Annotated in this window: 18 protein-coding genes; 6 read left to right on the top strand and 12 right to left on the bottom strand. The window is 72.7% G+C overall.

Translation table 11 applies throughout. The features are described from left to right. The first annotated feature begins 227 nt into the window (after positions 1-227). Positions 228-2,417, top strand: coding sequence for an RNA polymerase recycling motor ATPase HelR (gene helR / locus ABEA82_RS30560; protein ID WP_345664942.1), 2,190 nt, complete (start codon positions 228-230; stop codon positions 2,415-2,417). On the opposite strand, the gene ABEA82_RS30555 is transcribed toward helR, so the two are convergent. The 3 genes from ABEA82_RS30555 to ABEA82_RS30545 are packed head-to-tail and all read right to left on the bottom strand — an operon-like array spanning position 2,414 to position 5,781. Beyond that, a complete protein-coding gene (locus ABEA82_RS30555) occupies positions 2,414-3,283 on the bottom strand; it encodes a sugar phosphate isomerase/epimerase family protein (protein ID WP_345664941.1) in 870 nt (289 codons plus the stop codon). The two genes, helR and ABEA82_RS30555, sit on opposite strands and share 4 nt — an antisense overlap. Continuing rightward, positions 3,280-4,299 carry a Gfo/Idh/MocA family oxidoreductase gene (locus ABEA82_RS30550; protein WP_345664940.1) on the bottom strand — a complete coding sequence of 340 codons (1,020 nt, stop codon included), beginning with the start codon at positions 4,297-4,299 and terminating at the stop codon, positions 3,280-3,282. The genes ABEA82_RS30555 and ABEA82_RS30550 overlap by 4 nt, the downstream gene beginning before the upstream one ends. Before the next feature lie 42 nt (positions 4,300-4,341). After that, positions 4,342-5,781, bottom strand: coding sequence for a sugar porter family MFS transporter (locus ABEA82_RS30545; RefSeq protein ID WP_345664939.1), 1,440 nt, complete (start codon positions 5,779-5,781; stop codon positions 4,342-4,344). Positions 5,782-6,182: 401 nt separating this feature from the next. Between ABEA82_RS30545 and ABEA82_RS30540 the strand changes: the two genes are divergently transcribed. After that, positions 6,183-7,175 (top strand): LacI family DNA-binding transcriptional regulator, encoded by a 993-nt coding sequence (locus ABEA82_RS30540; RefSeq protein WP_345664997.1) that lies wholly within the window; start codon positions 6,183-6,185, stop codon positions 7,173-7,175. 133 nt (positions 7,176-7,308) lie between these two features. Here ABEA82_RS30540 and ABEA82_RS30535 read toward each other — a convergent pair whose 3' ends face one another. Continuing rightward, on the bottom strand, positions 7,309-7,722 hold the full coding sequence (locus ABEA82_RS30535; RefSeq protein ID WP_345664938.1) for a VOC family protein: 414 nt from the start codon (positions 7,720-7,722) through the stop codon (positions 7,309-7,311). A 154-nt stretch (positions 7,723-7,876) separates the two neighbouring features. Continuing rightward, on the bottom strand, positions 7,877-8,107 hold the full coding sequence (locus ABEA82_RS30530; protein WP_003995007.1) for a hypothetical protein: 231 nt from the start codon (positions 8,105-8,107) through the stop codon (positions 7,877-7,879). 194 nt (positions 8,108-8,301) lie between these two features. Between ABEA82_RS30530 and ABEA82_RS30525 the strand changes: the two genes are divergently transcribed. After that, the gene (locus ABEA82_RS30525) at positions 8,302-10,023 is read left to right on the top strand and encodes a hypothetical protein (protein WP_345664937.1); all 1,722 of its coding nucleotides are present in this window, start codon (positions 8,302-8,304) and stop codon (positions 10,021-10,023) included. A gap of 65 nt (positions 10,024-10,088) precedes the next feature. Here the strand turns inward: ABEA82_RS30525 and ABEA82_RS30520 are convergent, their stop codons facing one another. The 6 genes from ABEA82_RS30520 to ABEA82_RS30495 form a co-directional block, all read right to left on the bottom strand. Next, positions 10,089-10,730, bottom strand: coding sequence for a cutinase family protein (locus tag ABEA82_RS30520; RefSeq protein WP_345664936.1), 642 nt, complete (start codon positions 10,728-10,730; stop codon positions 10,089-10,091). Between the two features lie 151 nt (positions 10,731-10,881). Beyond that, positions 10,882-12,102 (bottom strand): PucR family transcriptional regulator, encoded by a 1,221-nt coding sequence (locus ABEA82_RS30515; protein WP_345664934.1) that lies wholly within the window; start codon positions 12,100-12,102, stop codon positions 10,882-10,884. Between the two features lie 122 nt (positions 12,103-12,224). Further along, positions 12,225-13,181 (bottom strand): alpha/beta hydrolase, encoded by a 957-nt coding sequence (locus ABEA82_RS30510; protein ID WP_345664933.1) that lies wholly within the window; start codon positions 13,179-13,181, stop codon positions 12,225-12,227. Positions 13,182-13,202: 21 nt separating this feature from the next. Further along, on the bottom strand, positions 13,203-17,162 hold the full coding sequence (locus ABEA82_RS30505; protein ID WP_345664932.1) for a beta-ketoacyl synthase N-terminal-like domain-containing protein: 3,960 nt from the start codon (positions 17,160-17,162) through the stop codon (positions 13,203-13,205). After that, complete coding sequence (locus ABEA82_RS30500) at positions 17,159-18,922, bottom strand: fatty acyl-AMP ligase (RefSeq protein WP_345664931.1); 1,764 nt, start codon at positions 18,920-18,922, stop codon at positions 17,159-17,161. The genes ABEA82_RS30505 and ABEA82_RS30500 overlap by 4 nt, the downstream gene beginning before the upstream one ends. A 59-nt stretch (positions 18,923-18,981) precedes the next feature. Then, positions 18,982-20,556 (bottom strand): acyl-CoA carboxylase subunit beta, encoded by a 1,575-nt coding sequence (locus ABEA82_RS30495; RefSeq protein ID WP_345664930.1) that lies wholly within the window; start codon positions 20,554-20,556, stop codon positions 18,982-18,984. A gap of 268 nt (positions 20,557-20,824) precedes the next feature. Between ABEA82_RS30495 and ABEA82_RS30490 the strand changes: the two genes are divergently transcribed. After that, positions 20,825-21,070 carry a DUF5133 domain-containing protein gene (locus ABEA82_RS30490; protein WP_345664929.1) on the top strand — a complete coding sequence of 82 codons (246 nt, stop codon included), beginning with the start codon at positions 20,825-20,827 and terminating at the stop codon, positions 21,068-21,070. A 44-nt stretch (positions 21,071-21,114) separates the two neighbouring features. On the opposite strand, the gene ABEA82_RS30485 is transcribed toward ABEA82_RS30490, so the two are convergent. Next, a complete protein-coding gene (locus tag ABEA82_RS30485; protein ID WP_345664928.1) occupies positions 21,115-22,086 on the bottom strand; it encodes a GlxA family transcriptional regulator in 972 nt (323 codons plus the stop codon). A gap of 190 nt (positions 22,087-22,276) precedes the next feature. Here ABEA82_RS30485 and ABEA82_RS30480 point away from each other — a divergent pair, with 190 nt between their 5' ends. Next, on the top strand, positions 22,277-22,750 hold the full coding sequence (locus ABEA82_RS30480) for a hypothetical protein (RefSeq protein WP_345664927.1): 474 nt from the start codon (positions 22,277-22,279) through the stop codon (positions 22,748-22,750). A gap of 140 nt (positions 22,751-22,890) precedes the next feature. Next, positions 22,891-23,094, top strand: coding sequence for a hypothetical protein (locus tag ABEA82_RS30475; RefSeq protein WP_345664926.1), 204 nt, complete (start codon positions 22,891-22,893; stop codon positions 23,092-23,094). Positions 23,095-23,100 lie beyond the last annotated feature (6 nt).

The following is a 23,100-nucleotide window of genomic DNA, read 5'->3' as shown; positions in this document are numbered from 1 at the left end:
CACGCTGCCCGGACGAAAGAGCGTGCCATACGAAAGACGGCGGATGGGCGGGCGGTCCTGCAAGAACCAGCAAAGGCGGAAAACAGGAGCGGCGGAAAACAAGAAAGGCAAGGAGCCCTCTCCTTGCCACTCTCAACCTATAGCACACAGGGGGTCTTGCGGCAAGGCCCCCGTGGTGCCGCACACTGTCCGGCCTGAGCCAGGACCTGCGACAACGGGAGCATGCCGTGACCCCCCTGACCACCAGCGCGTTCGATCTCCCCGACCGCCTCTCGGCCAAGGACGACCCGGCACTGATCGCCGGTGACGAGCGGCACTTCGCGGCCGTCGCCGAGTGCCTGGAGCAGACGATCGCCGAAGTGTCCGACCGACTCGAGGCAGAGCGCAAGGCACCCGGCGGCAAGGGCCGGCAGGCGATGGACCGGGACGCCGAGATCCACCGGCTCACCACCCGGCTGCGCGCCCTGCGCCGCTTCGGACTGGACCTGTGCCTCGGGCACATGGTCGGCGCGGACGACTCCGAGCCCGTGTACGTGGGGCGGCTCGGCCTCACGGACAGCGAGGGCCGCCGGCTGCTGGTCGACTGGCGTTCCCCCGCGGCCGAGCCGTTCTTCGGGGCCACGCACGCCGACCCCATGGGTCTCAGGAGCCGCCGCCGGTACCGCTGGACCGACGGCCGGATCACCGACTACTGGGACGAGGTGTTCACCGCGGACGGCTTCGCCGGGCACGCCGCGCTGGACGACCAGTCCGCCTTCATCGCCAGCCTGGGCACCACCCGTTCGCCCCGGATGCGGGACGTGCTCGGCACCATCCAGGCCGACCAGGACGCCATCATCCGCGCCGGGTCCCGCGGTGCCCTCGTCGTCGACGGCGGCCCGGGCACCGGCAAGACCGTCGTCGCCCTGCACCGCTCCGCCTATCTCCTCTACTCCGACCCCCGTCTCGGGCAGCACCGCAGGGGCGGCGTCCTGTTCGTGGGCCCGCACCGGCCCTACCTGGCCTACGTCTCCGACGTCCTGCCCAGCCTCGGCGAGGAGGGCGTACAGACCTGCGTCCTGCGGGATCTCGTCGACGAAGGGGCCACGGCGGAGGAGGAGACCGACCCGGAGGCGGCCCGGCTGAAGTCGTCCGCGGACATGGTCAGGGCCGTCGAGAAGGCGGTCCGCTTCTACGAGGAACCGCCCGCCGAGAGCATGACGGTCACGACCCACTGGTCCGACATCCGCCTGAGCGCCGACGACTGGGCCGTCGCGTTCGACGCGGCGGAGCCCGGCACCCCGCACAACGAGGCACGCGACCAGGTCTGGGAGGAGCTCCTCACGATCCTCGTCGACAAGCACGAGGGCGAGGTCTCGGAGGACCTGCTGCGCAAGTCGCTCTCGCGGGACAGGGAGTTGCGCACGGCCTTCAACCTCGCCTGGCCGCTGCTGGAGGCGACGGACCTCGTCGGGGACCTCTGGTCGGTGCCGGCCTATCTGCGCATGTGCGCCCCCTGGCTCACCCGGGACGAGGTACGCACGCTGCAACGCGAGGAGGCCCAGGCCTGGACCGTGTCGGACCTGCCGCTGCTGGACGCGGCACGGCAGCGTCTCGGCGACCCGGAGGCGTCGCGCCGCAAGCGCCGGCAGGAGGCCGCCGTCGCCGCCCAGCGGGAAGGCATGGAAGACGTCATCGACGACCTGCTTCATGCGCACACCTACGACGACGGCGAAGGCGTGCTGATCATGCTGCGCGGACAGGACATGCGGAACTCCCTGGTGGACGACAGCGCCGTGCCCGCCGGCGACCCGGACCGGCTCGCCGGACCGTTCGTGCACATCGTGGTCGACGAGGCCCAGGAACTGACCGACGCGGAATGGCAGATGCTGCTGCTCCGCTGCCCGTCGCGGAGTTTCACCATCGTCGGGGACCGCGCCCAGGCCCGGCACGGGTTCACCGAGTCGTGGCGGGAACGGCTCGAACGGGTGGGGCTGGACCGGATCGACCTGGCCTCGCTCAGCATCAACTACCGCACCCCGAAGGAGATCATGGCGCAGGCCGAGCCGGTCATCCGTGCCGTGCTGCCCGACGCCAACGTGCCGACCTCGATCCGCAGCGGTGGCGTACCCGTCCGGCACGCGGCCGCGACCGAGCTGACGTCGATCCTCGACACCTGGCTGGCCGGACACGCCGACGGGATCGCCTGTGTCATCGGCGATCCCGCGTTCCGGCCGGCCTCGCCCCGGGTCCGGTCGCTCACCCCGGAGCTGTCGAAGGGACTGGAGTTCGACCTGGTCGTCCTGGTCGACCCGGAAAACTTCGGCGACGGCATCGAGGGCGCCGTCGACCACTACGTGGCGCTGACCCGGGCCACGCAGGAACTCGTGATCCTCACGAGCTCCCGACCCGCCGCCCGGCCCGGGCAGCGGTCCTAGGCGGCCAGCTCCTTCCGGATACGGTCCAGCATGAACGCCGACGACTCCCGGGCCCGCTCCTCCCAGGCGAAGACACAGGACGTGGCGACACCGTCGAAGCCCAGCTCGCGCAGCGTGCCGAAGAAGACGTCCCAGTCCACCTCGCCCTGACCGATGTCCAGGTGCTGGTGGATCCGGGCCGCCGTGCCCGGCGGGTTCAGGATGTAGCGCAGGCCGCTGGACCCCTTGTGGTTGAAGGAGTCCGCGATGTGCACGTGCTGGAGCTTGTCACCGGCGTAACGCATCATCGCCGCGATGTCGGCGCCCGTCTCCGAGGCCCCCGACAGGTGGAAGGAGTGCGGGGCGCAGTACAGGTAGTTCACCCACGGTTTGTTGATCGCGCGGACGAGGTCGACGGCCGGGGTGTTCTCCTCGCAGAAGTCGTCCGGGTGGGCTTCCAGATTCAGGGCCAGGCCCTCCCGCTCGAAGACCGGCAGCAGTTCCTCCAGCGACCGCCAGAACGCGGCCTCGCTCTCGGCGGCGCGCTCGGGACGGCCGTTGAACTCCGAGTTCATCAAGGGGCATTCGAGCTCGACGGTGATCTCGATCATCCGCTTCCAGTAGCGGACGGCTGCCTGCCGCTCGGTCTCGTCCGGCGAGGACCACTTGTACAGCGGCAGCACCGAGGAGAGCCGCACCTCGTGCCTGCGCAGCGCGTTCTTCAGCTCCGACACCCGCTCGTCGTCCGCACGCGGGTGCAGGAAGAACGGCATGAAGTCCTCGCGGGGAGACAACTCGATGTACTCGTAGCCGAGTTCGGCGACCGTGCGCACCATCTGGTCGATCGGCAGAGCGCGGAACATGTACGGGTCGAGGGCGATCTTCACGCGGTGCCTCCGTAGAGCGCGGGACGGGGCTTGATGTCGACGGCGGCGATCTCGCCGCCGGACTCCAGGGACCGGACGGCGGCGTCGGTGATGACGGTGGCGGCGTAACCGTCCCAGGAGGACGGGCCGGTGGGCTCGGTGCCGGCCGCCACCGACGCGACCCACTCGCGGAACTCGGTGTCGAAGGCCTCCGCGAAGCGCTCCTTCCAGTCCTGGAGCACGCCGGTGCCGTGCCGGGCCGCGGTGCGGACCCCGACGGCCGCCGGGTCGGGCAGACGGACCAGGCCGTCCTCGCCGACGATCTCGCACTGGATGTCGTAGCCGTACTGGCAGTTGACGAAGACCTCCAGGTCGACGCGGACGCCCTCGGCCGTCTCGAAGACCATGATCTGCGGGTCCTTCAGGTGCCCGAACCGCTTGCTCGTGGCGCGCGGGGTGACCACCTGGGCCGAGACGATCTCGTCGTCCAGCAGCCAGCGCAGCACGTCGATCTCGTGCACGGCCGTGTCCTGCGCGGCCATGGCGGAGTGGTACGACTCCGGCACCGTCGGGTTGCGGTGGGCGCAGTGCACGATCAGCGGGGCGCCGAGCGAACCGGTCGACAGGACCTCCTTCATCTGGCGGTAACCGGCGTCGAAGCGGCGCATGAAGCCCACCTGCACAAGGCGGCGGCCGTGCGCCCGCTCGGCCTCCACGATCCGCAGACAGTCCTCGGCGGTGGTCGCCAGCGGTTTCTCGCAGAACACCGGCTTGCCGGCCGCGATCGCGCTCAGGACGTGCTCGGCATGCGTCGGCCCCCACGAGGTGACGAGGACGGCGTCCACGTCCGGGGAGGCGACCAGCTCCGCGCCGGTGGGCAGCGCCGTGGCACCGAACCGGGCCGCCACCTCGGCGGCGCGCTCGGCGTCGACGTCGGCCACGGCCGTGACGGTCGCCCCCGTGACGACCTCGGTGAGCCGCCGGGCGTGGTCCTGCCCGATCATTCCGGCGCCGATGACGCCGACTCGTACGGTCATGATGCACTCCTTGCGGAAGATCAGGAGAGGGTCAGGAGCAGGTCAGGAGAAGCGCGTCCGGAGCTCGGCCTCGAGGGTCTCGAGCGTGCGGCCCCTGGTCTCGGGGACGTACAGCTTCACGAAGGTGAGGGACAGCACGCCCGCCACCACGAACAGGAAGAAGGTGTTGGAGATCCCGATCCCGGAGACCAGGGACGGGAAGACCAACCCGATCACGAAGTTGGTCAGCCACAGCACCACGGCCGCCATCCCCATACCGAAGCCGCGCATCCGCATCGGGAAGATCTCCGACAGCATCAGCCAGGTCACCGGCGAGATCGCGCCCTGCTGGAAGGCGAGGAACGTGACCGTCATGGCGAGCACCGCGAACGCCCGGGGGTCGCCCGAGGGCAGCACCAGGGAGAAGATCCCGATCAGCAACAGAGCCGCGGTCGTACCGATCTGGCCGGTCATGAGCATCGGCCGGCGATCGACCCGCCCGAGCAGCCAGATGCCGACGAAGGTGGCCAGCACCGAGATCACACCGTTGGCGATGTTGGCCGTCAGCGCGCTGTCGGCGGCGAAACCGGCGTCCGTGAGGATCTGCGTGCCGTAGTACATGATCGTGTTGACGCCGGTGATCTGCTGCACGATCGCGATGCCGAACCCGACGAACATCAGCTTCCGCACCCACGGCGTGCTCCTGATGTCCTGCCAGCCGCCCAGCTTCTCCTGCTCGTCCTTGACGGCGAGCGCGGTGACCTCCTTCAGCTCGGCCTCCGCGCGGGCCTGCGAGCGCACCTGCCTGAGGACTTCGAGGGCCTCGCCGAAGCGGCTCCGGGACGCCAGCCAGCGCGGGCTCTCCGGCATCACCAGCATGCCGAACCACAGCACCACGGCCGGCAGCGTGGCGACGACCAGCATCCAGCGCCACACGCCACCGGACTCGCTGCCGACCTGGGCGATGATCGCGTTGGACGTGAACGCCAGCAGCTGACCGCTGACGATCATCAGCTCGTTGCGGGTGACGAGGGCGCCGCGCCGCTCGGCGGGCGACACCTCCGCGAGGTAGACCGGCACGGTCACCGACGCACCGCCGACCGCGAGACCGAGCACGAACCGCGCCACGATCATCACCTCGGTCGTCGGGGCGAGCGTGCAGCCGAGCGCGCCGACGAAGAACAGCACCGCCAGCAGCAGGATGTTGCGCCGCCTGCCGCGCGCGTCCGACAACCGGCCGCCGGTCACCGCGCCCAGCGCGGCACCCAGCAGCAGCGAGCTCGTGACCATGCCCTCGGTGACCGGGGTCAGGCCGAGGTCGTCCGTCATGTAGGGCAGGGCGCCGTTGATGACGCCCGTGTCATAGCCGAAGAGCAGACCACCGAACGTGGCGATGATCGTGATGAGCCGCAGCCGCCGCTTGACCGCCGGGGGAGCGTCGTCCGCGACGGCGGTGGCAGGGGCTGGGGTGGGGGCCGGTGTCGCGTCGTCCCTGAGGTCCATGGCCGCTCCTTACCTGTCGAGAATCGGGCGCCGGGTACCCGACAGGCCGCTGGTGTCGGCCGGGTTCGGCACCCCGGGGAACCGGGCGCCCCGGGAGCCGGGGGCGGAGCCGAGGCACAGATTGCCGACGGTGGGACGGAGAGGGGGAGGCGCCGTTGCCATGGGGGTGTCCTTCGGGGAGGGAAACAGGGGGCTCAGCTGGAAGTGGGGAAGGTCCTGCCGCGCTCTACTAGTGCGCTCTAGTTCGAGTACGATGGCCTCGTTCCAAATGTCATGTCAATAGGTTGTTGCCGGGAGATTGCGGGAGCCGTGCGCGGCGGCGCGGTGCGGAGCACCCTTTAAGGTGGTCGGCGGCGGAGGGTGGATCACAGGTGGATGCATCGGGCAGGCAGCGGCCCACGATGGCGGACGTCGCCGAGAAGGCGGGCGTGTCCCGTGCGCTGGTCTCGATCATCTTCCGCAATCAGGCCGGGGCCGCCCGGGAGACGCGGGAACGGGTCCTGCGCGTGGCCGACGAGATCGGCTACCGGCCCGACAGCGCGGCCCGGCTGCTGGCCCGCGGGCGCAGCCGCACGCTCGGCGTGATGTTCACCGTGCACCAGACCTTCCACACGGATCTCATCACGGGCATCTACCCCGAGGCCGAGCGGCTCGGTTACGACGTCCTGCTCTCCGGAGCCACGCACGGCCGCAGCGAGGCCAAGGCGATCGAGGCGCTGCTCAGCCACCGCTGCGAGGCGGTGATCCTGCTCGGCCCGGACGCCGACCCCGCCTACCTCGACGCACTCGGTCAGCGCACCGTCGCCGTCTCGGTCAGCCGCCGGGTGCCCGAGGCCCGGGTCGACTTCGTGCACTCCGCCGAGGGCAAGGGCGTCCGGCAGGCCATGGACCACCTGGTGGAGCTGGGGCACCGCCGGATCGTGCACATCGACGGCGGACGCGGCCCTGGTTCGGCGGAGCGCCGACGCGCCTACCGCGCCGCGATGCGCCGCCACGGGCTGGGGGGCGAGGCGCGGGTGATCCCCGGTCACCACACCGAGGAGTCGGGCGTCGAGACCGGCCGTCTGCTGCTGGGCGAACGGGACGCGGGGCGGCCGATGCCGACGGCGGTCCTCGCCGGCAACGACCGCTGCGCGATGGGTCTGCTGATGGCCCTCACCCGGGCCGGCGTCGAGGTTCCGCGCGATCTGTCCGTGGTCGGCTACGACGACAGCCACCTCTCCCACCTCATGCCCATCGGCCTGACCACCGTCCGCCAGGACGCCCTCCTCATGGCCGAGCACGCGGTCCGCTTCGCCGTCGAACGACTTCAGGACAAGGAACTTCAGCCGAGGGAGGCGGTGCTGGACCCGAAGCTGGTGGTACGCGGGACCAGCGGGCCGGTTCCAGGCTGACCGGGGCGGCCCGCCCCGCGTTCCCGTCCCGCCCCTGTATCCCCCGGGCGCTCCGCTCCAGCGCGCCGGCAGGTGAACGGCGCGTACGGGCGGCCTGGGGGCGGACGGTCCGGGACCGCCCGGGAGGGCCTGCTCAGCTCTCCGTTCTGACGATGTTGACCATCCAGGGGACGCCGAAGCGGTCCGTGCACATGCCGAACACGTCGCCCCACATCTGCTTCTCCAGCGGGACGGACACCGAGCCGTCCGCGGACAGCTTCTCCCAGTAGCCGCGCAGCTCGGCGTCGTCGTCGCCGCTCAGGCTCACGGAGAAGGGCTGGCCCTGTCCCGCTTCCGTGCCCGGCGGGTTGTCGGCGCCCATCAGGGTGAAGCCGCTGGTGGTCTCCAGCATGCCGTGCATGATCTTGTCGGCGTTCGGGGCGTCGGCCTGGCCGAACTGGCCGTAGGTGTTGAGGTTCAGGGAACCGCCGAAGACCTCCTTGTAGAACTCCATCGCCTGCCGGGCGTCGCCGTTGAAGGTGAGGTACGGGTTGAGGCGCGAGACCATGAGAACCTCCCGAAAGGGGGCAGAAGCCATTTGCGCGCAGCGTAACCCCGGGCACTGACAACGGCTCGCCGGGCGTTCCGTGCGGGGGTGGGATCCAGGTGCCTCCGCGGCCGGCCCTGCGGCGCCGACTCCGCTGACGGTGTCGCGCGACGGCTCACGCCTCGTCGGACGCCCCGTTGTTCCAGTCGTACGGCCCGCCGCCCTGCCACTCGATCAGCTCGGTGTCGTCGACGGCCGTGTCGGTGGTGGGCAGACCCTCGCGGTGCAGGAGGTCCAGTACGTCGAACAGGCTGTAGGCGACGCCCATGCGCTCGCCGTGGATGGTCACCAGCCGTCCGCCGTCCGACGCGGGCGGCTGCACGACCACGGGGGGTTGACCGTCCATAGCCCCACCATGCGCCCGAAACCCCGGGTTCGCAGCTCGACCGCGGCCGGAAGCGGGACACGCCGGGCGCGCTCCGGCGCTCCCGGGCCCCGGCAGCGTGTGCGCTGTGCGCCGGTGACAAGGCGCGATCCGGAAGCTGAGTTCTCATCAGCACTCCCTGAGAGGCTCTGCGCCCCCGCCCTAGCGTCCATGGCATGGACATGAACCGTAGGAACAGAGGGAAGTGGCGCGGTACCGCGCTGGCGGTGCTGTTGACCGCGGGGACACTCACCGCCACCGCCCCGGGCGCCCGGGCCGACGGGGCACGGACCGAGACGCCGGTGGCGTCGACGTCGCCGGTGACCGGGGTGACGGAGACGGTGGTGCGGGTGAAGGTGCCGCTGCCGGAGTCGGCCGGGCCCCGCCCGGCCGCGTGCGACTGGCTGTCGTACCTGCGCTACCGCTCCGCCGACAGGCCCGGCGCGGCGGCCGACGCGGACCGGATCCTCATCGCCCAGCCCGGCATCCTGGAAGGAGCGGGGGCGTTCGACAGCGTCGCCCGCAACACCGTGGCGCGCGCCGCCGAGCAGGGCGCGCACATCGAGTTCTGGGCGCTGGACCGGCGCTCCAACTGCCTGGAGGACCGCACCGGCATCGCCTCCGGTGACCAGCACACGGCCGTCGACTACTACTACCGCGGCAAGCAGGTCGACGGCCGGACCTTCGGCGGCTACGCCGAGAACGGGCAGCTGGGCTGGATGGCGAAGCTCGGCATCGAGCAGACCGTACGGGACCAGTACGACCTGCTCGCCGCGGAGTTGCCCGACCAGACGCAGCGCAAGCGGAAGGTACTGTGCGGCGGGCACTCGCTCGGCGGGGTGATCACCGGATACTTCGCCGCCGCCGACTTCGACGGCAACAGGGCCACCACGACGGACGCCGGGTACAACCAGTGCGCCGGCTACTTCGCCCTCGACACCACCGTCTCCACCTCGCTGGCCGACCTCAGCGGCAATCTGCCCGACGACACCAACCTGCCCGACGTCGGCCTCGGTTACGGCGTGGTCCAGGCCGGGCTCGACAGCGGCGTGCTGTCCCGCACGCTGTCCGCGCCGGTGCTGCTGAACCCCGAGACCATGACCCTGCTCGGCATCGCCGGCCTCGGCGCCCTCGACGACCTGGACGGTGAGGCCGACCTGCCGGGCTATCTGCCCTCCAACCTCAACATCGAGGCCACCCACCGCTTCCTGTTCGCCAAGGACACCGCCGCCTTCCTCAGCGGCTCGCCCGCGGTGAAGGACTTCCGGCTCACCAACGGGGCGGTGCTCGGAGCCCTGCTCGACGACAACTCCGTACCGCTGGCGTTCCTGCAGACCAGTGTCGGCTTCTTCGACGGCGGGCCGATCGCCGACAAGAGCTTCCCCGCCGCCAACGGCAGCGACCGGCAGCCCGGGCTGTACGGCACCGCGTACAAGGCCGTCCCGGACCGGCCGAAGGGGCCGCTCTACACCTGGCGCAACTACGACCGGGTCGGCGACCCCGACGACCCCGGCTACCGGTCGGCCGACGGCACCCCGTTCACCGGCCCCGGCGCGGAGGTCACCGACGTGCGGCAGCTCGCCCGCAGCCTGGCCGAGCAGCCGCTGGACTTCACCGAGCAGTACTTCCCGACCAAGCTGGTCACCGACATCCAGCTGTCCGGCTCGCCGCAGGTGAAGAAGCTCGTCGTTCATCCCGACGGGCTCAAGGCCAACCCGGTGCTCACCGTGCTCGCCGGTGAGGGACTGCTGGCCGGACGGGTCCCGGCCGAACTGCATCCCGTGGTCGCGGACGGCTACCAGCACCTCGACGTACTGACCGCCACGGCCGAGCAGAACAACGGCCGGCCCGAGCCCGTCTCCACCAGCCTCGCCGGCTTCGCGCGGTCACCCCGCTGAGGCCTCCCCGTACGCACGGGGCCCGGGAGGAGATCCTCCCGGGCCCCTACGGGTGCGGCCGCGGTTCAGAGCCTGCCCGCGGCGAACGTGGCCGCCGCGTCGGCGTCGTCCCGGTAGCCGAGGTGCGCCCCGACGTCGCCCCCGCCGCTCTCGCAGATGGGGTCGCCCTTGGCGCAGATGTCCAGGGTGCGGCTCTGATAGGTGCCGGTGACGCTCTTGCCGAGCGCCCGGATCGGGTTGCCGAACAGCAGCACCGCGGCGACCTTGGGCTCGACCGCGGCGGGCAGTGTGGCCACGATGGGGCTGCCGACCACCGCGCCCGCGCTGCTGATGCCGATCGAGTTGTCGACGACGTTCGCGCCCTGCGAATAGCCGACGAGCACGAACTTCTGGTTCGGACAGGCGGCCGCCTGGCTCCGCACATGGTTCACCAGGTCCGCGTTGCCCTGCGCGGCGGACGTCGGGGAGAGGTCGGCCGGATAGTTCACCTTGTAGCTGGACACGCTTTTTCCCGGCGCTTTCTTCTGCAGGGCGGAATACACCGGGTCGCCGACGATGAAGCCGAGCGTGCCCGGCTCCAACGTGCCGCGGGCCGAGACGAGTTCGACGTCCGAGCAGGCCGCAGCGGTGGCCGGGGGAGCCGAGAGGGTGGCAAGTCCGGCCCCGCCGGCCAGCGAGAGCGCGGCGAGACACAAACGGATACGCATGGGGGATCCTCCGCGTGTGAGGCGCGTCGAGCGCCTGCGAAAAAGGACGGCCCGAACGTATTCGCTTTCCCTCGCCGGAGGTTATGGACGGAATTATGGAATCGCCGCGGTTTTTTGTCGCCGATTGAGCACGGCACCCGAACAGGTGGGGTCAGTTCCGTCGTGTGTGCAACGCTTCCGCGCGTAACGCGAGAATCAGATCGAGGCGGGTTTCCGGATCGTGCAGGGCGTCGCCGAACAGTTTCTCCAGCTGCCGCAGGCGGTAGCGGACCGTCTGCGGGTGGATGTGCAGCCGAACGGCGACGTCGGGCACGTTGCTGCCGCTGAGCAGCCACGCGAGCAGCGTCTCGGCGAGCCGCTCGCGCTGTCCCACCGAGACCGTGTCGAGCGGCGCGAGGACCCGCGCCTGGAGCCGTTCGAGCAGCGGTTCGTCGCCGTACAGCAGCAGGGTCGACAGATGGTCCGAGCACCGCACCACGCCCTGGCGCGGCAGGATGCCCCGCCCCATCAGCCCGAGCGCCCGGGTGGCGAAGCGCAGTGACTGCGCGGCCTCGGTGACCGCGACCGTCGGGCCGATCGCGGCGGGCCGGCCGCGCAGCGCGAGCGTGAACGCCCGGCCGCCGAAACGGCCGGAGCCGTCCGGATCGGGCACCAGCATGCTCGGCGGCCGGGACTCCATGTCCACCAGCGCGCCGGCCGCCGCCAGCGGCCGGTCCTCCTCCCGCCGGTCCGGGGCGGCGGCCAGCGCCACCGCGGCGACCGTGCGGGGCACCGGCCAGCGCGCGCTGTGCGCCAGGTCCTGCACGGCCTCCAGCGCCACCGGCCCGTCCTCCAGGAGCAGGTCCAGCAGCCGTCTGCGGCGCCGCTCCAGCTCGTCCGAGCTGCGCAGCTGGGCCTCCGCGTAGCCGGCCGCGGCCGCCTGGGCGACCTCGTGCACGGTACGGAACGCCAGCTCCCCGAGCGCGGCCACAGCCGTGGAGTCCAGGCCGAGTCGCTCCGCCGTGCGGCCCATCAGCCGCCACGCGTGCAGTCCGCCGACCCGCAGCGCGGACTGCAACGCGTCCAGGCTGCGCCCCTCCACGGCCTCGCCCCGCCCGAGTTCGTAGTACGTCGCCGCGATCGCACTCCCGTCGTCGCGCGGGTCGGCGATGTGGTCGACGAACAGGGTCAGCGCCTGCACCACCCCGGACCGCAGGTTGCGGCGATACGCCCCGTCGGCGGGGCGCGCGTACTCGGGGACCTGACGGCGGACCTCCTCCTCCACCTTGTCGGCGACGACTGCCAGCTGGGAGCGCAACAGCTCCGCCAGCTCGGGCGGGACCGGCGGTGTGTCGGGGCGGTCCGGCACACCGTGCGGGGTGGGCACAGCCATCACGGACACTCCTTTCGACCGGAAGCGGCTCACCCGCGGGCGGTTGCCAGTGGGAGAAGTGGGCAGTCCTCTCTCGGACGGACGTCCCTTCCGCTCCGTTCCGTGCCCCGACGGCACCTCCGTCACTCCGGCACGCCCAGCGCATGGGCGAGCATCGGCCATGAGGCGGTGAACTCCCGCTTCCAATAGGGCCAGTCGTGTCCTCCTCCGGAGTAGAAGTGCGTGCTGACCGGTATGCCCAGGAGAGCCAGCGTGCCGGCGAAGGCCTGGGCCGAGGGCCACAGGGCGCTCTCCAGGATCCCGGGCAGCGGATCGCCGCTGCCGCCGCCCACTCCGCTGCCCTGCGAGACGTACAGGGCGGTGCCGCGCAGACCGCCGGCGCGGGCGCGCGGGTTGAAGTCCCGCCAGGTCAGCAGGTTGAGCACGGGATGACCCCACAGGGACGCGGCCGGCAGGTTCTCGCGGGCCACGATCGCGTCCATGATGGCGGGAACACCGGGGGCGGTGGTGTCCAGAATGCCGCTGTAGGAGGCCGCGGCCCCGAACAGCCCGGGGTGACGGGCGGCGTGGGCCATCGCGCCGTAGCCGCCGGTGGAGACCCCGGCGACCGCCCGTGCCCCGGAGGCCCGGTAGTCCCGGGCGAGCAGCGCCGGCACCTCCTTCACCTGGAACGTCTCGTAGTCGGGTCCGCCCCGCCAGGCGCTGGGGATGCCGGTGGGGCCCGCGTCCGGCATCGCCACGATCAGGTCGCGGCCCTCGGTGAACGCCTCGATGTCGGCCTCCCGTGTCCAGGACGTGTAGTCGTCGTGGGCGCCGTGCAGCAGGTACAGCACGGGATACGTCCGCCCCGGCTGTGTGTCGAAACCGGACGGCAGGATCAGCCGTACCGGCGCGCTGCGGCCGAGCGCGGCGGAGGGCACGGACACGTCCAGCGTGCGCGGCCCGAGCCGGGTGGCCGCCCGGGCACGGGCCGTGCCGCTCGCGGCCCCGAACAGGACGGCGAGGCCGGCGGCGGCCGTCGCCCGGGCGACGGTGCGCCGGGACACTGCGGAGGCGGGCTTCGGCGGCAGATCGGACATGGCGGCTCCTCGGGTTCCGGCTCAGGGGGCCCGCTCGGCGAGCACCCGGCTGAGGTGGGCGGCGATCTCGTCGACGTGCGGCGGGTCGAGCAGTGAGAGGTGGTGACCGGGCACCCGCACGACCTCCAGACGCGGGCACACCTCGTCCCAGCCGAGCGCCTCGTCGTCCCGCTCGTACGCCGGGTCGCGCACGGTGTGGGGAGCGGGCTCGGTGGCCCGGTAGAGGACGACCTGCCCGGTGTAGCCGCCCGGGCGGTGCGACTCCCCGATGCCCAGGTCCAGATAGGAGGCCCGCTGGTGCTCCAGCGCGGCGGGCGGCACGTCGGCGGCCTCGCGCAGCGCCCCCAGCACGGTGTCGATGCGGGCCCGGTCGTCGTCCATGGCCACGAGCCGGTCGAAGGGCAACTCCAGTTCGACGCCGTAGGCTTCGGCGACGTGGCGGGCGAAGCCCTCGAAGTGCGCCCGGATCCGGTCGGCCCGCGTCAGCCCCGGCCGGGGGAGGGGCCGCACGGAGTCGATGAGCACCACCAGCCGCACCTCCCGCCCGGCGGCGGTCAATTGCCGCGCCGTCTCCTGGGCGACGAAGCCGCCGAAGGACCAGCCGCCCAGCACACAGGGCCCGTCGGGGCGAACGGCGCTGATCGCCTCCGCGTAGCGCCGTGCCTTCTCCGGCACGGTCCGGGCCTCCTCGATCCGCTCCAGCCCGTACACCGGCTGGTCGTCGCCCAGCCGTTCGGTGAGCGCGCGGTACACGGACACCGGGCCGCCCGCCGCGTGGACCAGGAACAGCGGGGGCCGCGAGCCGGTGGCGCGCAGTGCGGACAGCGGAGTGTCCGCACGGGGGAGCGCCCGCTGGACACGGGCGGCGGCGTCCTCGACGGTGACGGCGGCGAACAGGTCGCGCAGGGACAGTTCGATGCCGAACTCGTGCTCGACGGCGGTGCGGATGCGGACGGCCATCAGCGAGTCCAGCCCGAGGTCGGCCAAACGGGCCTGCGGGGTGATGCGGGCGGGCCGATGGCCGGTGACGGCGGCGATGTGGCCGGTCAGCCGGCCCAGGACCGAGGAGGGCTCCGGCACGTCGGCGGAAGGCTCCTCCACGGGCACCGGCTCGGCGCGCACCCGGCCGTCCGTCCACCAGTGCCGTACGTGGCGCCACCGGGGCAGGGGCAGGTCGACGACCCGGCCGGGCGGCACGGGGAGCCGCCCGCCCGCCGCGTAGAAGTCGCCCAGCCGGCCGGCGAACGCCTCCGCCCCGTCGGCGTCCCGGCGCAGTGTGGCCAGGACGAGGGCGCCGGGCACGGTGTCGGCGATCGCTCCTGCCAGCACCGGGTGGGGCGAGATCTCGACGAAGGCCGTGTGGCCGTCGGCCGCCGCGGACGCGAGCGCCCGGTCCAGCCGTACGGGCCGTCTCAGATTGGCCGCCCAGTGGGCCGCGTCGAAGACGCAGTCGCCGCGCGGATCGTCGAGGACGGTGGAGTGCACCGGGACGTCCGGCCGCCCGCCGCGGATGCCGGAGAGCGCGTCGGTCAGCTCCGGCAACAGCGCGTCCACCTGCGGAGAGTGCCCGGCGCCGACGACCCGCATCGCCCGGGCCGCCCGGCCCTGCCCCTCCAGCCGGCGCACCAGCCCGGCCACCGCCGCCTCCTCTCCCGTGACGACCTTCTGCCGGGGCGAGGAGTGCACGGCGACGTGCACCCCGGGGAAGTCCCGCTCCAGGAACCCCAGCTCGGTGTCGTCCAGATCCACCACGGCCATCGCGCCGCCGCGCAGCCCGCTCAGCAGCCGGGCCCGTACCGCGATGACACGCGCCCCGTCCGCCACGTCCAGCGCCCCCGCGCACACGGCCGCCGCCACCTCGCCCATGGAGTGGCCGATCACCGCCGCGGGTTCGACCCCGTACGAACGCCAGAGCTCGGCGAGCGCCAACTGGATCCCGAACAGCACGGGTTGGGCGACCTCCAGGCGGTCGAGGCCGGACCCGGAGGACAGGTGGTCGCGGAGGGACAGTCCGCACTCCGGGGCGAGGTGCGGGTCGAGCTTCTCCACGGCGGCGGCGAACGCGGGTTCCTCGGCCAGCAGGCGGCGGCCCATGCCGGGCCACTGGCTGCCGTAGCCGGAGAACACCCACACCGGGCCGCGCCCGACACGGTCACGGTCATCGGTCACCACCCGCGCGTCGGCCCGGCCTTCCGCCAACGCACCCAGGGAATCGGCCAGTTCGGCCCGGTCCCGGGCCACGACGGCGGCGCGGACGGGGCCTCGGCCGGTCCGCCCGGCCAGGGTCCGGGCCACGTCGGCGGGGTGCGCGGTGCTCCCGCGCAGCCAGTCGGCGAGCCTGCCCGCCGTGTCGCGGACACGCTCGGTGTCGAGATCGGAGAGCAGGTGCAGGCGGGCGGCGGGTTCCTCGGCCGGTCGGGCGCGGACCGGGCCGGACGCCCCTTCCTCCAGCACCACATGGGCGTTGGTGCCGCCGAAGCCGAACCCGGAGACCCCGGCGACGGCCGTGCCGCCGTAGCGGGGCCATGGCTCCGGCTCGGTCACCACGCGCAGCCGGTCGTCGGTGAGGGACGTGCCCCGCGCGCAGTGCAGCGAGGGCGGAATGCCGTCGTGGTGCAGGGCGAGCACGGTCTTCACCAGGCCGGCGACGCCCGCGGCCGACTCCAGATGGCCGAGGTTGCCTTTCACGGACCCCAGCAGCAGCGGCTGGTCCGGGTCGCGGCCCGCGCCGAGCACCGCGCCGAGCGCGCCCGCCTCGATCGGGTCGCCCAGCGGCGTACCCGTGCCGTGCGCCTCCACGTAGTCGACCCGCGCCGCGGCGAGCCCCGCCCGCGTGTACGCGCTCTCCAGCAACGCACGCTGAGCCGCCGGGTTGGGCGCCATCAGCCCGTTCGAGCGGCCGTCGGAGTTGACGGCCGTGGCGCGGATGACGGCCAGCACCCGGTCCCCGTCCCGCTCAGCGTCGGACAGCCGCTTCAGGACCACGGCCGCGCAGCCCTCGCCGCGCCCGATACCGTCGGCTGCCGCCGAGAACGGCTTGCACCGTCCGTCCGGCGCGAGGGCGCCCGCTCTGTGGAAGGCGACCGTCACGGCCGGCGACAGCAGCAGGTTCACCCCGGCGGCGATCGCCGTGTCGCTCTCACCCGTACGCAGGCTGACACAGGCGTGGTGCACCGCGACCAGCGAGGACGAACAGGCCGTGTCGACGGCCAGACTCGGCCCCCGGGTGTCCAGGACGTAGGCGAGCCGTCCGGCGGTGACGCTCAACGCGCCCCCGGCCGGGGCCCAGGGATCGACGGCGGCCGGATCGGCGCCCGTGAGCTGCCCGTACTCCGGTGCGGACACACCGACGAACACGCCGGTGGCGGTGCCGGCGAGCGACCCGGCCGGTACGGCGGCGTGGTCGAGCGCCTCGTGGACGACCTCCAGCAGGATCCGCTGCTGGGGGTCCATCACCGCGGCCTCGCGCGGGGTGACGCGGAAGAACTCCGCGTCGAACCCGGCGATGTCGTCGAGATACCCGCCGTAGGGGTGCGCGTCGGCGGGTGGGAAGGCGGTGAAGTCGCGCCAGCGGTCCTCCGGCACCCGCCGGATCGCGTCGACGCCCTCGCTCAGCAGCCGCCAGTAGTCGTCCGGGCCGTGCACCGCGCCGGGCAGCCGGCAGCCGACCCCGACGACGGCGACCGGCTCGGCGGTACCGCCCGGCACCTCGCGAGGTGACACCGGGGACGCCTCTACCTCGGTGCCGCACAGCCGCGCCACCAGGGCCTCCCCGGTGGGCGTCTCCCACAGCAGCGTGGCCGGCAGTTCGCGGCCCGTGGCCCGGGACAGCTCACCGGCCAGGGCGACCGCGTCCCGCGAGGACATGCCGAGATCCGCGAGCGGCCGGTCCATGGGGACGTCCTCGGGGGAGGTGCCGTACCAGACGGCCACCCGTTCCGCGATCAGCCGGCGCAGCGCGTCCTCCTCGACGGGCCTCATCCCGCGGCACCCGCCGCCACCCGGTCCTGTCCGCCGTAGGCGCCCTCCAGGTACCGGGCCCGGGTCAGCGCCCGCGACACCTTCCCGCTGGAGGTGCGCGGCACCGTGCCCGGCGGCACCAGCACGACGTCGGCGAGCCGCAGCCCGTGCCGCGTGGAGACGGCGCCGCGCACGGCCCGCAGCACGCCCGGCACGTCCAGCTCGGCGAGGCGCGCGGTCCGCGCGTGCTCCGCCACGACGACCACCCGTTCACCACCGGCGGCGCCCGGCACGGCGAACGCCGCGAGCCGGTCCCGGCGCACCGCCGCGTGCGCCTCCTGGGCCGTCGCCTCGACGTCCTGCGGGTAGTGGTTGCGGCCGTCGACGATGATCAGGTCCTTCAGGCGTCCCGTGACGACCAGCTGCCCCTCCAGCACCGTCCCCAGGTCACCCGTGCGCAGCCAGCGGCCGGGTTCCGCGGCGGCGCCCGCGAACTCGGCCCCGAAGACGTCCTCCGAGTCCCGGTTCCAGTAGCCGCGGCCCACGTTCGGGCCCTGCACCCAGATCTCGCCGACCTCGCCCTCCGACAGGAGCGCCCGGGTCACGGGGTCGGCGACCCGGACCCGCTGGTCCGCCGGGCTGCCGCAGCCCGCGAGCAGCACGGCCCGCGGATCGTCCGGCCGCGCGGGCAGGGCCTTCCCGGCCGCCAGGGCGTCACGGTCCAGCGCGAACCGGCGCAGCGGCTCGTCCGGCCGGGCCGCGCAGACGAACACGGTGGCCTCGGCCAGCCCGTACGACGGACAGTGCGTCTCGGGAGCCAGGCCCTGGGCGGCGAACGTGGCGTGGAACCGGGCGGCCGTGCCCGGCCGGACCGGCTCGCTGCCGTTGATCAGCGCGGTGACCCCGTCCAGCCGCAGGCCCTCCTTCTGCTCGGCGGTGACGGTCGCGACGCAGTAGTCGTAGGCGAAGTTGGGTGCCGCGCTGATGGCGTTCGGATGCGCGGCGAGCAGCCGCAGCCAGCGCACCGGCTCGTGCAGGAACGCCGCCGGGTCCATCAGCGCCGACAGCGCCCCGCGCACCACCGGGGCCGCCACGCTGAGCACCAGACCCATGTCGTGGTAGAGCGGCAGCCAGCCCACGCAGGTCACCGGGCGGGTGTCGGCACCGTAGGCGGCGAGCGCCTGGCGGGCGTTGGCGACGACGTTGCCGTGACTGATCTCCACGCCCGCCGGGGCTCGCGTCGAACCGGAGGTGTACTGGAGATAGGCGGTGGCCCCGGGGTCCGGTGCGACCGGCCGCCAGTTCCGGCCCTCGTCGTCGGTCACCTCGTCCGCGACGACGATCCGCGGCCCGTCGCCGCCGACGAACTCGCGTACCTCGTCCCGGGCCCGGCGCGTGGTCACGACGACGGCGGGACACGCGTCGGCGAGCACACCCGCGAGCCGGTCCGCGTGCCCCGGCAGGCCCGGCGGATAGAGCGGCACGGCCACCAGCCCGGCGGTCAGGGCGGCGAGGAACGCGGTCACGTACTCCGTGCCTTGCGGGCACAGCAGCGCGACCCGGTCCCCGGGCCCTGCCTGCCCGGCGAGGCGCGCGGCGAGCGCCTGCACGCGTACGTCCAGGCGGCGCCAGGTCAGGGTGCGGTGGACGCCGCGCGAGTGCGGTGCCGGATGCTCGACGAAGCTGAACGCCCGGCGTTCGGGGGTGGTTTCGGCCCAGTGCCGCACGTACTCCGGCAGCGTGGGGCACACGGGCGCGAGCGGGGGGCGGCGGCTGTCCATCAGGCGGGGCTCCTCACGGCGCGGATCTGCTTGGGGGGTCGCGAAAAGAGGGAGGGCGGTCAGAGCGGGATGTTGCCGTGCCGGCGCTCCGGCATCGGAGCGCGTTTGCCGCGCAGGGCGCGCAGCGCGCGGCAGACCTGCTCCCGGGTCTCGCGCGGCGCGATGACGGCGTCGACATAGCCGCGCTCGGCGGCGAGATACGGGGTGCCGTGGGTGCGCTCGTACGCGGCGAGCAGGCGGGCGCGCAGCGCCTCGGGGTCGGTGGCGGCGGCGAGTTCGCGCCGGTGCAGTACGCCCACGGCCCCCTCGGCGCCCATCACGGCGATCCGGGCGGTGGGCCAGGCGAGGTTCACGTCGGCGCCCAGGTGCTTGGAGCCCATCACCGCGTACCCGCCGCCGTAGGCCTTGCGCACCACCACCGTGACCTTGGGCACGGTCGCCTCGGCGTAGGCGTACAGCAGTTTCGCTCCGCGCCGGATGATCCCGGCCTGCTCCTGCCGTACCCCGGACAGATACCCGGGCACGTCGGCGAAGGTCAGCAGCGGGATGCCGAAGGCGTCGCAGAACCGTACGAACCGCGCCGCCTTCTCGGACGCGTCGATGTCGAGAACCCCGGCCGCGTGCAGCGGCTGGTTGGCGACGACACCCACCGAGCGGCCCTCGACACGGGCCAGGGCGCAGATGATGTTCGGCGCGAACAGCTCCTGCACCTGGAGCAGTTCACCGTCGTCGACGACCGCGTGCAGCACGTCCCGCATGTCGTAGGCCTCGCCCAGCCGGTCCGGGACGACCTCGTCGAGTCCGGCGCCGGGCGGCGCGTGCCCGGGGGCGTACTCCGGCGGCCGTTCCAGGTTGTTGGCCGGGAGGTACGACAGCAGGTCGCGCACGGTGTCGAGGGCGTCCGCCTCGTCGGCGGCCAGGAAGTGGGCGTTGCCGTTGACCGTGTTGCTCGTGCGGGCGCCGCCCAGCTCCTCGGCGGTGGTGCGCTCGCCGGTGACCGTCTCGATGACGTCGGGGCCGGTGACGAACATGTGCGAGGCGCCGTCCACCATCACCGTGAAGTCGGTGATCGCCGGCGAGTACGCGGCACCGCCCGCGCACGGCCCGAGGACGACCGATATCTGCGGGATCACCCCGGACGCCTTGACGTTGCGCCGCACCAGCTCGGCGTAGAGGGCGAGAGCGGCGACCCCCTCCTGGATCCGGGCCCCACCCCCGTCGTTGAGGCCGATCACCGGGCACCCGGTCTTCAGCGCCAGGTCCATCAGGGCGGCGGTCTTCTCGCCGAACGCCTCGCCCATGCTGCCGCCGAACACCGTGGAGTCCTGGGCGAACACGCACACCGGGCGGCCGTCGACCGTGCCGTACCCGGTGACCACACCGTCGCCGTAGGGGCGCCGCGCGTCCACCCCGGCCGGCCGGGCCCGTACGAACAAGCCGGTCTCGGTGAAGGAGTCCTTGTCCACGAGCCGTTCGATCCGCTCCCGGGCCGAGAGCTCCCCGCGCCTGCGCGGCCCGCCCGGAGCCACCGCCGCGCCCCGGCGGTCCTCCAGGCCGGCGACACGCTCCGCGGTGCTCCCGGGCACGTACGTCGTCGCTTCTCCCGGACCGGATGCCGTCACCTCTGTGCTCACGACCACCTCCGAAGTGGTCCTCGAATATGGCAGTGGGACAGCGGAGTGCCGAGTCGATCGCCGTTCTGTGTGGGGGAGTTGAGTCCTTCGACGCCGGCTTTCATCCCCCTGTGACAAGCGGCCGGCCGGGGGAGGGGGACCGATTCAGTTGCCCGAGGTGCCGCAGGAGCCGATCAGTTCTCGTCATTTCCGCCCCAGGTGAGAAAAACATGTGAATGTTTCCGCGTGGTTCGGGCATACGCAGCGAAAACAGAGAGAGGGGCGCTACGTGCTCGTACCGGACCGGAAGGTCGTCAGGGAGTTGCTGACGCGGTACGCGTCGCTGAGGATCGCTCAGGCGGAGCGGGACGTGCCGACGGCGGCACGCGAGCTGGAGGACCTCAGTTACACGCTGTGCGTGATGATGGGAACCTCCGGCATTCACGACGCCATCGCCAAGGCCGACGCCCTGTTGCTCACCCAGGGGCGGTCCGAGGCCGCGGACGGGGAGAACGGCTTGACGCTGGTCGGCTGAGACCGTGAGAAACCCGGCACGGCCGGGTGTCGCGCCCCGGCGGCCTACGAACGGGCCGCCGGGGCGTTCGTCCGCCCGTGGAACGCCGTGCGGTACGCGTACGGCGTGGTCCCCGCCACCTTGCGGAACCGCTCCCGGAACGCCGTCGGCGAGCCGAACCCCGCCTGACGCGCGATCCGTTCGACGGAGTGGTCGGTGTTCTCCAGCAGGTACTGGGCCCGCCGCACCCGCGCCCGCAGCAGCCACTGCAACGGCGTGGTGCCGGTCTGCTCGCGGAAACGGCGGCTGAAGGTCCGCTCGCTCATCCCCGCCCGCGCAGCCAGCGCTCCCAGCGTCACCTCGTGCGCGAGATTGTCCTCGATCCACTCCAGCAACGGCTCCAGCGCCGACCCCCGGGGCACGGGCGGGTGTTCGTGCACGATGAACTGGGCCTGCCCGCCCTCCCGTTCCAGCGGCATGACCGACATCCGGGCGATGTTCGCCGCGACCGCCGACCCCAGATCCCGCCGGACCATGTGCAGGCACAGGTCCAGCGCGGCAGCCGCACCGGCCGAGGTGAGGATCTGCCCGTTGTCGACGTACAGCACGTCCGGCTCCACCTCGACCCGCGGGTAACGACGGGCCAGTTCACCGGCGGCCACCCAGTGCGTGGTGGCGCGCAGCCCGTCCAGCAGTCCGGCTTCCGCCAGCACGAAGGCGCCCACGCAGACGGACGCGATCCGGGTGCCGGCCTCGGCCGCCTGCCGCAGGGCCGCCAGCACCCGGGCGGAAGGCGGCGCGGCCTCGGGGGAGCAGCCCGGCACGATGACGGTGTCGGCTTCCGCCAGTGCCTCCAGACCCCGGTCGACGCGCAGCGTGAAACCGCCGTCCGCACGCACCTCCGGTGTCTCCGCGCACAACCGGACCCGGTAGGCGGGCCGCCCGTCAGGCAGCTGTGTCCACGCGAACGTCTGCTGGGGCGCCGCCATGTCGAACGGCACGACTCGATCGAGAACCAGGATCGCCACGGTGTGCATGACCGCCACCCTAGGTGCATTCCCGCCAGCCGCATCGGACGGGGGAGGGGCGGCCCGTCGAGACGAAGGCACAGGTCAGGCCAGTTGGCGGGAATCCGTCGGAGACTGTCGTTTCAGCCCCTGGGGGATCCATGTCCCGGCTCCCTAACGTGAGCCGGGCACCGTCGATCGCATCACGGAAAGAGCCCCGGTGACCAAGTTCCTGCTGTCTCTCCACGTCCTGGCCGCCATCGTCGCCATCGGTCCCGTGACCGTCGCCGGCAGCATGTTCCCGCCGGCGGCGCGCCGTGCCGCTCCCGCGGGCGGCGACGCCCCCGATCCGTCCGCCGTCGGCACCGTGGCCCTGCTGCACCGCATCTGCCGCGTCTACGGCGCTGTCGGGCTGGCCGTTCCCCTCCTCGGGTTCGCCACCGGTGCCGCGATGGGCGTCCTGGGCAGCGGATGGCTCGTGACCTCCATCGCACTGACCGCGGCGGCGGCCGGTGTCCTGGTGGCCTTCGTCCTGCCCCGGCAGGAGGAGCTTCTCGGCCGACTCGAGGGCGAGCGGGGCGTCGACCACCGTGACACCGTGCGACTCGCCATGTTCACAGGCGTCTTCAACCTCCTGTGGGCGACGGTCACCGTCCTGATGATCGTCCGGCCGGGCTCCACGACAGGAGCCTGAGCCCCACCCGCCAGGCGCCTGTCACAGGTGTCCGGTCTGCGTCAAGTCCGCCCAGGGAATTCACACTCCGGGACACCGGGCCGCCTACACTCGCACTCTCGCCTCGCACGGGGGCGACGATCAGAAAGGCACGTTGACGGGTGTTCCAGGATTCCCCCATCTACGACCGACTCATCGCGGAGTGCGGCGATGTGCCCACACAGGTTCGCCGCGAGGCCGAACGCGTCAGCAGGGAACTGGAGCTGGTCATGCGGCCCGCGCAGTCCCCCGGCTACGACCGGCCGCACTCCCCGGGCACGGGCTGGCAACGCACCGCCATGCTGCCCGCCCCGCGGCAGCCGTGAGCCCCG

It is taken from the genome of Streptomyces venetus (assembly GCF_039540295.1).
GTDB lineage: Bacteria > Actinomycetota > Actinomycetes > Streptomycetales > Streptomycetaceae > Streptomyces > Streptomyces venetus.
The sequence above is the reverse complement of the archived record's forward strand: the minus strand, read 5'-3'. Positions and strand labels throughout refer to the sequence as shown.